The sequence below is a fragment of the Streptomyces sp. NRRL F-6492 genome (genome assembly GCF_001280125.1).
GTDB lineage: Bacteria > Actinomycetota > Actinomycetes > Streptomycetales > Streptomycetaceae > Streptomyces.
This window is the reverse complement of the sequence record NZ_LGEG01000084.1, coordinates 1-2494: the sequence shown is the minus strand read 5'-3', so window position 1 is coordinate 2494 and position 2494 is coordinate 1. Positions and strand designations below refer to the sequence as shown.

Genomic DNA, 2494 nt, shown 5'->3' with positions numbered 1-2494 from the left:
GGGCGGTGGAGGGGGCGGTGGTCGGGGAGCAGTCGGACAGCGGCACCGGCTCGCCCATGGCGACGAGGATCTTGCGGTCCCCGGTGTACGACTCCCGGCCGTGGGCGCAGAGGATGTTGTCGACGAGCATCAGGTCGCCGGACCGCCAGCTCTCCCGCACGGTGACGGCCTGGTAGGCGTCGTTGACGGCGTCCACCTCGGCGTCGGTGAGGGCGGTGCCGTCGCCCAGGAGGGTCTGGAAGGGCAGGCCGTCCTCGCCGAACGTCTCGGTGAGGACCTCGCGGACGTCCTCGTCGAGGCTGCGGGCGTTCCAGAACGCGAAGTGGTTGAACCAGACGCGTTCGCCGGTGACCGGGTGGGTGATGATCGCGGACCGGCGCTGGCGGGTGCGCAGGGTGTCCTCGTCGAGCCATTCGTAGCCGATGGCGTGGTCGTCGCAGTACGCCTCGGCGCCCGCCGGCTCGTCCGACGAGAACGCCTTGCGCCAGGGCATGCCCGCCAGGTCGGAGTAGTTGCGCACGAGGAGCCAGCCGGCCTCGGCGAACCGGTCCACCAGGTCGGAAGGGAGCAGGGCGAGGGCCTTCCGCATGTCGCCGACGGTGGTCGCGCCGCCGGTCTCGGAGGCGGTGACGCAGCCGAAGAGCAGCACGCCGGGGAAGTCGAGGGTGTAGCTGTTCTCGTTGTGCAGGCGGATCGGCTGGGCGGCGGGCAGGTCGGTGGAGGAGAAGACGCCCTCGCCGAAGTCGGTGCGCGGGGTGGCCTTCTCCTTGTAGCCGGCGCGCTCGGCGATCAGCGCGTCCCGCGCCTCGGCGAAGGTCGCCGCGTCGGTGACGGGCAGGCCGCGCAGCATGACCGCGCCGGAGCGGTGCAGCTCGGCCTGGATGTCGGCGCGCCGGTCGGACAGCCACGCGGTGGCCTCGGCCATGGTGCCGAAGGCGGGCGTGTGGAGGACGGCCGGCTTGCCCGGCTCCCGGACTACGGTGATGCCGGCGGTGGCCGGGCTGGGGGCGAACGTGGTCATGGCGGGTTCCTCGTCTTCCGGGGGAAGGGGGTGCGGTGGGTGTCGGCGGGTGGCGCGGGTCAGGCGGCCGTGGTCGCGGAGGCGCGCAGGGCGTCGAGGACCGGGTTCAGCCGGGCGAAGAAGCCGGGCAGGTCCTGCTGGAAGTAGAAGTGGTCGCCGGGCAGCACCTCGGGCTCGACCGGGTGCCCGGCCACGAGGGACCAGCCGTCGAGCATGCCGGCCGGGACGATCGGGTCGGCGTCGCCGCCGAACACCGCGACCGGGCAGTCGAGCCGTACGTCCGGGGCGGTGCAGCGGTAGACGTCGTCGATGGCGAAGTCGGCGCGGATGGACGGCAGGACGATCTCGCGGAGCTCCGGGTCGTCCAGGATGCCGTCGTCGGTGCCGCCGCGCTCCTTGATGGCGGCGACGAGCTGGTCGTCGTCCAGCCGCTCGGGGTGGACCGGGCACTGGTTGGGCAGGACGGGCGCCCGGCAGGCGGAGGCGATCAGCCCGTACGGGGTGCGGCCGCCGGCCTGGAGGGCCCGGGTCACCTCGAAGGCGACCAGGCTGCCCATGCTGTGTCCGAGGACCACCAGGGGGCCGGTGTCCGCGGGGAGGGCGTCGACCACGGGGAGCGCCAGGTCGTCCACGGACTCGGGCAGGTCCTCGCTGTAGCGGGCGCCCCGGCCCGGGTACTGGCCGATCAGCAGCCGGACGTCGGCCGGCAGGTGCTCGCGCCACGTGCTGTACGCGTGGGCGTTGCCCCCCGCGTGCGGCAGGACGAGCAGCGACAGGCGGTGCGGGGCGTCTCCGGGCAGGTCCCAGACGACGTCTTCGGGGGCGGGGGTGGGGTCCGGGAAGGAGGTCATGAGCTGATCCGTTCTGTCTCGGTACGGCGGCGGAGGGCGGGCCGGGCCTTCTTCGCCGGGGCGGCGGTGGCCCTGAGCGTTTCGACGTGCGCGGCGAGCCGGGCGGGGGTCGGGTGCTGGAAGACGTCGCGGACGGTGAGCCGCACGTCCAGGGCACCGGCGATGTGGTTGGTGAGGCGGGCCCCCAGGAGGGAGTGGCCGCCGTGGTGGAAGAAGTCGTCGTCGACGGTGAGGTCGGCGGGCGCGTCGAGGACGCGGACGAAGAGGGTGAGCAGGGTCTCTTCGAGGGGCGTGCGCGGGGCACGGCCGGAGACGGCGGCGACGGCCGGCTCGGGAAGGGCGCGCTTGTCGATCTTGCCGTTCGGCGTGAGGGGCAGCCGCTCCAGGAACGTGAGGTGGGTCGGGACGAGGTGCTCGGGAAGCCGGTCGGCGACGTGCCGCCGGATCTCCTCGGGATGGAGGTCGGGCCGGGCGTCGGAGCGGGCTGCGCCGTCGGTGACGACGTACGCGGCGAGCCGGTCGCGGTGGACGGTGACGACGGCCTGGGTGACCCGGGGGTGGGTCAGGAGCGCGGCCTCGGTCTCCCCCGGCTCGACGCGGAAGCCCCGTATCTTGATCTGGT

Annotated in this window: 3 protein-coding genes; all 3 read right to left on the bottom strand. The window is 73.7% G+C overall.

Annotated elements, in window-relative coordinates:
• Positions 1-1021 (bottom strand): TauD/TfdA family dioxygenase (locus ADL08_RS09400; protein ID WP_053641618.1); only part of this gene is annotated, 1021 nt, incomplete at its 3' end.
• Positions 1022-1080: 59 nt separating this feature from the next.
• On the bottom strand, positions 1081-1872 hold the full coding sequence (locus tag ADL08_RS09395) for a thioesterase II family protein (protein WP_053641617.1): 792 nt from the start codon (positions 1870-1872) through the stop codon (positions 1081-1083).
• Positions 1869-2494, bottom strand: a 626-nt coding sequence (locus ADL08_RS09390; protein ID WP_159043011.1) for a phosphopantetheine-binding protein, incomplete at its 5' end; no start/stop codon positions are given. The genes ADL08_RS09395 and ADL08_RS09390, both read right to left, overlap by 4 nt.